Origin of the sequence: Neoroseomonas soli (assembly GCF_018129065.1) — a bacterium.
Classification (GTDB): domain Bacteria; phylum Pseudomonadota; class Alphaproteobacteria; order Acetobacterales; family Acetobacteraceae; genus Neoroseomonas; species Neoroseomonas soli.
This window is the reverse complement of the sequence record NZ_JAAEDM010000148.1, coordinates 1-5,996: the sequence shown is the minus strand read 5'-3', so window position 1 is coordinate 5,996 and position 5,996 is coordinate 1. Positions and strand designations below refer to the sequence as shown.

Genomic DNA, 5,996 nt, shown 5'->3' with positions numbered 1-5,996 from the left:
CACGTCCGCGCGCGGCCGTCCGGCGGCGATGGCCCGCTCCGCCAAAGCGAGGTCTGCGACGCCCTGCGCCGCCGTCGACATCTCGCGATAGGCGGCGGGGAAGGCGTCCCGCCAGCGGGCCAGCGCGGTCGCGGCCTCGCCTTCTCCATGGGCGGCGGTCAGCGCCTCCGCCAGCCGCTCGCCGAAGCCGCGCGCCGCCTGCGCGAGGGTTGCCTCCAGCGCGGCATCGTCGACCGCCGGCACCGCGCCCGGCCTGGTGGCGATGATGTAGTGCACGCGGGCCAGCGGCGCGTCGCCGAGCGCGATGTAGACGGCGGAAAGCCGCCCGCCATAGGCGCGCGCCACCATGTGCCCGGCGCGCTCGCGCAGCCGGGTGTCGAAGGTGTCGCGCGGCAGCCAGGCGATGGCGGAGACGAAGCGCTCGAAGGGATCGTGGCGGACCACCAGCGCCGCCCGCGGGCGGATGGTCAGGTCCAGCGCCCGCCGCGCGCCGGCGAGCACGGCGGCCTCCGGCGCCTGGAACAACTCGTCGCGCGGCCAGGTGTCGACGATGTTGCGCAGCGCGCGGCCGTCGTGGCTCTCGGCCTCGACGCCCGCCATTTCCAGGATGCGATCGACCTTGCGGCGCAGGAAGGGGATGGAGCGCGGGTTGCGGTTGTAGGCCGAGGCGGCGAAGAGCCCGAGGAAGATCCGCCCGCCCACCACGCGCCCCGCCGCGTCGTAGATGCGCGTCGCCACCACGTCGGCGTGCTGCGGGCGGTGGACGGTGGAACGCATGTTCGCCTTGGCCACCGTCAGCGGCGCCGGGTCCGCCAGCGCGATGCGCACCGCGGGCGGCACGGCCGAAAGGTCGCGCAAGGCGTCGAAGACGGGGATGGCGGGGTCGGCGAGCAGGCCGAGGTTCTCGCTCCCCATCATCGTCAGGCCGGCGCCGCCGTCCATCGCGAAGCGGCGGTGGCCGAGCAGGACGAAATTGTCCTCGGTCAGCCAGCGCAGGAAGGCGGCGGCTTCCTCGCCCTCCGGCCCGCCGGCGGCGGTGACCTCGGCCTCGGCGCCGCGCAGCAGGGCGAGCATGGCGGGGAAGGCGGTGGTGGTGGCGCGGACATCCGCCATGGCGCGGGCGAGGGCGGCCTCCAGCGCGTCGAGACCCTCGACCGGGCGCGTCGGCATCCCCGAGAGCACCGGCCCGGCGGGGCCGAGGGCGATGCGCATCATGCTCTCCCGCGACGGGGCGGCGGGATCGAGCCCCAGCAGCCGGCCGGAGGCATCGCGCCGGACGCGCAGGATGGGGTGCAGGAGCGAGGCCACCGACCGCCCGTGCAGCGCCAGCGCCGCCAGGGCCGAATCGACCAGGAAGGGCATGTCGTCGTTGACGATCTCGACCACCGCGCGCGGGCCGGTCCCCGGGCCGGGGGGCAGCACGCGGACCTTGGCCGTGCCCGGCGTCCGCTCGGCGGCGAAGGAGAACAGGCTGGCGGCGGCGGCGGCCAGCGCCTCGGGCGACTCGGCGGCGAGCTCGGCGGTCGGCACGGCGGCATGCAGGGCCCGCAGCAGGGCCGCGGCATCGGCCGGGAGGGCAGGGGCAAGCCGCGCCAGGGCCTCCTCCGCCGCTCGCAGGACCTCCTCCCGCGTCGTGTCGGCCTGCGCCGCCAGATCGTCCGCCATGTCGCTCCCTCCCGTTGGTTGCGCCGGGGCGAGCCTGCGCCTGCCCTCCGGCCCCGTCCAGCGTGGCCCTCACGGACGACGCTGACGCGATCCGCGCGGCATGGCTAGGATACCGGCATGAAGATGACGTTGCAGGACCTGCTCGCGCCCATCACGCCCGAGCGCTTCTTCGCCGAGCACTACGACCGCGCGCCGCTGCACATCCAGGGCGCGGCGGGCAAGTTCGCGGACGTGCTCGACTGGGCGGGCATCAACCGCCTGCTCTCGATGACGCATGCCTGGTCGGAGAACAGCTTCAGGCTGGTCATGGACAGCGTGCCGGTGCCGCCCGCGCAGTACAGCGTGAAGGCGACGTCCCGCGACAACGCCCCCGTCCTGCAGCCGGTGGCGGAGAAGGTGCAGGACTGGGTGCGGCGCGGCGCCTCGATCGTGATGAACGACGTGGACAGCCTGACGCCCGGCCTCGCCGCCGTCTCGACCGCGCTGGAGGAGGCGGGCCTGGGGAAGAGCCAGGCGAACGTCTACATCTCCTTCCAGTCGCACAAGGCGTTCCACTCCCACTACGACACCCATGACGTCTGGGCGGTGCAGGTCGAAGGCGAGAAGACCTGGAACATCTGGGAAGGCCGCGCCGAATGGCCCATCCCGCACCCGGCCTTCCGTGGCCAGAAGCAGGAGCACCACGACAAGGCCCGGGGCGCGCTGCGCGCCAAGGTCACGGTCCGCAAGGGCGACGTGCTCTATTTGCCGCGCGGCTGGTACCACGACGCGCTGGCCGAGGCGCCGAACTCGGTCCACATCGCCTATGGCGTGCACGCGCCGCTGGGGATGGACCTGCTGCACATCCTGTCCGAGCGCGCGCTCTACGACGCGGAGTTCCGCAAGCCCCTGCCGCGGCAGGACGGCAGCGCGGCGGCGAAATACGCGCTGACGCAGCGCGCGGCGCTGCTGGCGGCGCGGCTGGGCGACCTCGCCCGCGACCCGAAGGTGATCGAGGTGCTGGAAGGCTTCATCCGCGACTATCGCTTCCAGCGCGGGTCCTATGACCTGCTCGCCGCGCGCGGGGAGGCGCCCGCCGCCCCTGCACCGACCGCGGCACCCCCCGCGCCGGCCGCCGCGGCGCCTTCCGGTCCCGCCTTCCGGGTGGCGGCGGAGGCACGGCCGGTGCGGCGAGGCAACGAGTTCGGCCTCAAGACCGCTTCGGGCGTCATCGCGATGTCCTACGGCGAGGTCGAGGCGGCCGCCTGGATCCTCGGCCGCCCGGCCATCACGGAGGCGGAACTGCGCCAGGCCTATCCGGCGCTCGACGTGCCGGCGCTGATCGCCCGGCTCCAGGAAGCGGGGGTGCTGGCCGCGGCATGATCCGACTCGCCTTCCTGCTCATCGTGGCGTCTGGGCCGGCACTGGCACAGGCGCCCGCCTTCAACTGCGTGGGCGCCGAGCGCATCGAGGACGACGTCTTCGCCGTGCCCTTCGCCCGCGGCAGTGCGCGCATTACCGAAGCCGCGCGCACCGCCCTCGCTTCCGCCGAGGAGGCGCTGCGCGCCGAGGAAGGGCGCGTCGCCTGCCTGCTCGGCCATGCGGGGCAGGAGGGCGGGGCCACCACCTCCATCCGCCTGGCCGCCGAGCGTGCCCGCGCGGTGGCCCAGGCGCTGGCGGCGCGCGGCATCGCGCCCGAACGCCTGCGGGCCGAGGCGCGCAGCGCGCAGTTCAGCCCGCGGGTGCGCTCGGTCGAGCCGCCCTCCCGCACCGTGACGGTCGTGGTGCTGCCGGCGCCGTGACCCTGTCGCGCGCGGCGGGCGGTGGTAGCCTGACGGTGTCCAGTCCGGAGGCTCCGATGCCCGTCTCCCCGCCGCGCGGGCCCGCCTGATGCCGCTGATCGAATACGCCGAGGCCCCTGCCGAGGTCCGCGCCGTCTATGACGACATCAAGGCCACGCGCGGCGTGCCGGACGTCAACAACTTCTGGAAGGCGCTGGCGGTGCATCCGCCGACGCTCGCCCGCACCTGGGACAGCCTGAAGCAGGTGATGGCGCCCGGCGCGCTCGACCCGCTGACCAAGGAGATGCTCTACCTCGCGGCCTCGGCGGCGGCGGGCTGCGCCTATTGCGTCGCCTCCCACACGGCGGCGGCGAAGGCGAAGGGCATGACGGAGGCGATGCACGGGGAACTGCTCGCCGTGCTCGGCATGGCGGCGGAGACGAACCGGCTGGCGGAATCGCTGCGCGTGCCGATCGACCCGGCATTTCTCTAGAGCGGTTTCCGTTCGCCTCGGCTCACGAACACCGCTCCAGGCCTTTGTTCTTGCGAGCATCTTCACCCGATCAGGTGAGTCCACCTGATCGGGATCTGCTCTAGTGTCATGATTCCGAGGTCCTGCGGACTTCGTTCTCCGGCCACTGGCCCTTGTTTTCAGTGGCCTGCATGTCCGCTCCGTTCGCCGGAAGTCCAGCGACCTTCGCGGGCCGGACACCAGTCTCCTGTCCACGTCCTTCGCCCCACCAGCGGCGAAGGACGCAGACCGGCATGCCACGGAAGGAACGGGAGCCCCGGCGCCGAAATCGCGCGGCCTTCGGCCCCGGGCCACTGGCCGTTGCGGTCGGCAGCCTGGCGTCGTTGCCGATGCGGCGAAATTCGCGGGGTCGATACGAGGCGCTTTTCCCGCGGACCGTGTCCTGCCTGCGCTTGCGCGCGCCACGGCGCCCCGCATCATGGTGGCGAGTTGCCTCCCCCCCCCGAAAGGCCCTTCATGCGCCTGCCTTCCCTGGCGATGGCCGCCTGCCTCGTCCTGTCCCCGATCATTGCCCTCGCGCAGCCCGCGCCGCGCGCCGCCGCCCCCCAGCCGCCGCGCGAACGCGAAGCCACCATCGTCAACCAGTCCGGCCAGACGCTGCGGGAACTCTTCGCGGCGCCTCCGGGCGCGGCGGAATTCGGCCCCGACCTGCTCGGCGCCGACACCGTGCCCGACCGGGGCAATTTCCGCGCCCGCATCGGCGGCAGCCAGTGCACCGTCGAATTCCGCGCCGTCTTCCAGGACGGCACCGAGGAACGCCGGCGCCAGAACATCTGCCAGAACCGCCGCGTGCAGTTCGGCGACCCCGCCATTCCGCTGCGCGAGGCGACCGTCCGCAACGAGACCGACACCACGGTCCTGCAGGTCTTCGCCGCCCCGCCCGGCACCGCCGGCCGCGGCCCCGATCGGCTGGGCGAGAACGTGATCGAGCCCGGCCGCGACTTCCGCATCCGCCTCGGCCGCACGCGGGACTGCGTCTTCGACGTGGTGGCCGTGTTCGAGGACGGGGAGGAGGAAACCCGCCAGGCGGTGAACCTCTGCCGCGGGCCGGGCGTGACCTTCGGGGACCCCGGCGCGCCACGGCGCGAGGCGCGGGTGACCAACGCCTCCGACCGCACGATGCGGGAATTCTATGCCTCGGCGCGCGCGCCCCTGGCCTGGGGGCCGGACCGGCTGGGCACGGACATGGTGCCGCCCGGCGCCGCCTTCAGCCTGCGCCTGCGCGGCGCCGCCTGCCTGTGGGACATGCGCGCCGTCTATGAGGACAATGCGGAGGAGGTGAAGACCGGCGTCGATCTCTGCGCCCAGCGCGAGATCGCCTTCGACGGTTCCGGCGCGCCGCGCCCGCCCGAGCGCCGCGTCACCCTGGTCAACCGCCACGGCGCCATGGTGCAGGAGGTCTATCTCTCCGGCAGCGCCGAGGAGGACTGGGGCCCCGACCGCCTCGGCGAGGAGGTGCTGCCCCGCGGCCAGCGGCGGGAGGTTTCGGCCCGGCTGCGGGAATGCGAGGTCGATCTGCGCGTCGTCTTCGAGGAACGCCGCGCGGCGGAGGAACGCTCCGGCATCAATCTCTGCGAGGTCGCCATCATCGTGCTGCGCCCGGGCTGGACGCTCGCCGACCGGCTGGATGAGGGCGAGTCGCCCGACACCGGCCCGCGCCCGGGCAGCGTACGGCTGCGCAACGCCGCGGCCATTCCCGTGGCGGAACTCTACACGGATGCGCCGGGCGCGCCGCGCGGGCCGGACCGGCTCGGCCGTACCGTGCTCGGCGCGGGCGAGGCGCTGGACTTCGCCCCGCCCGAGGGCGTGCCCTGCCGCGCCGACCTCATCGCCGTGTTCCGCGACGGGCGGGAGGTGAGGCTGCCCGATGCCGACCTCTGCGCCGGCGTGGAAGTGGTGCTGCAATGAGGCGCCTGCTGATCGCCGCGCTGCTGCTGGCCGCGGCGCCGGCAGCCGCACAGGGCGTGCCGGAGGCGATGCGCGGCACCTGGGCCCAGGGCGAATGCGCCGCGCCGGCCGCGCTGCTGCACGTCACCGCG

At 74.0% G+C, this 5,996-nt stretch carries 4 protein-coding genes and 1 pseudogene; 4 read left to right on the top strand and 1 reads right to left on the bottom strand.

Annotation, left to right across the window (positions count from 1 at the left end):
* Positions 1–1,665, bottom strand: a pseudogene (locus GXW76_RS24695) (NAD-glutamate dehydrogenase); the annotation flags it as partial.
* A 117-nt stretch (positions 1,666–1,782) separates the two neighbouring features.
* On the opposite strand from GXW76_RS24695, the gene GXW76_RS24690 reads away from it, so the two are divergent.
* The 4 genes from GXW76_RS24690 to GXW76_RS24675 all read left to right on the top strand — a co-directional run bounded on the left by GXW76_RS24690 (position 1,783) and on the right by GXW76_RS24675 (position 5,865).
* The gene (locus GXW76_RS24690) at positions 1,783–3,027 is read left to right on the top strand and encodes a cupin domain-containing protein (protein WP_211864796.1); all 1,245 of its coding nucleotides are present in this window, start codon (positions 1,783–1,785) and stop codon (positions 3,025–3,027) included.
* The gene (locus GXW76_RS24685; protein ID WP_211864795.1) at positions 3,024–3,446 is read left to right on the top strand and encodes an OmpA family protein; all 423 of its coding nucleotides are present in this window, start codon (positions 3,024–3,026) and stop codon (positions 3,444–3,446) included. Before GXW76_RS24690 ends, GXW76_RS24685 begins: the two co-directional genes overlap by 4 nt.
* An 88-nt stretch (positions 3,447–3,534) precedes the next feature.
* On the top strand, positions 3,535–3,918 hold the full coding sequence (locus tag GXW76_RS24680; RefSeq protein ID WP_211864794.1) for a carboxymuconolactone decarboxylase family protein: 384 nt from the start codon (positions 3,535–3,537) through the stop codon (positions 3,916–3,918).
* A 495-nt stretch (positions 3,919–4,413) separates the two neighbouring features.
* Complete coding sequence (locus tag GXW76_RS24675) at positions 4,414–5,865, top strand: hypothetical protein (protein WP_211864793.1); 1,452 nt, start codon at positions 4,414–4,416, stop codon at positions 5,863–5,865.
* The last annotated feature ends 131 nt before the right edge of the window (positions 5,866–5,996 follow it).

Bases quoted from the DNA above. Each gene is read 5' to 3' on its own strand.
- GXW76_RS24690 (WP_211864796.1), top strand. From the start codon at position 1,783: ATGAAGATGACGTTGCAGGACCTGCTCGCGCCCATCACGCCCGAGCGC.
- GXW76_RS24685 (WP_211864795.1), top strand. From the start codon at position 3,024: ATGATCCGACTCGCCTTCCTGCTCATCGTGGCGTCTGGGCCGGCACTG.
- GXW76_RS24680 (WP_211864794.1), top strand. From the start codon at position 3,535: ATGCCGCTGATCGAATACGCCGAGGCCCCTGCCGAGGTCCGCGCCGTC.
- GXW76_RS24675 (WP_211864793.1), top strand. From the start codon at position 4,414: ATGCGCCTGCCTTCCCTGGCGATGGCCGCCTGCCTCGTCCTGTCCCCG.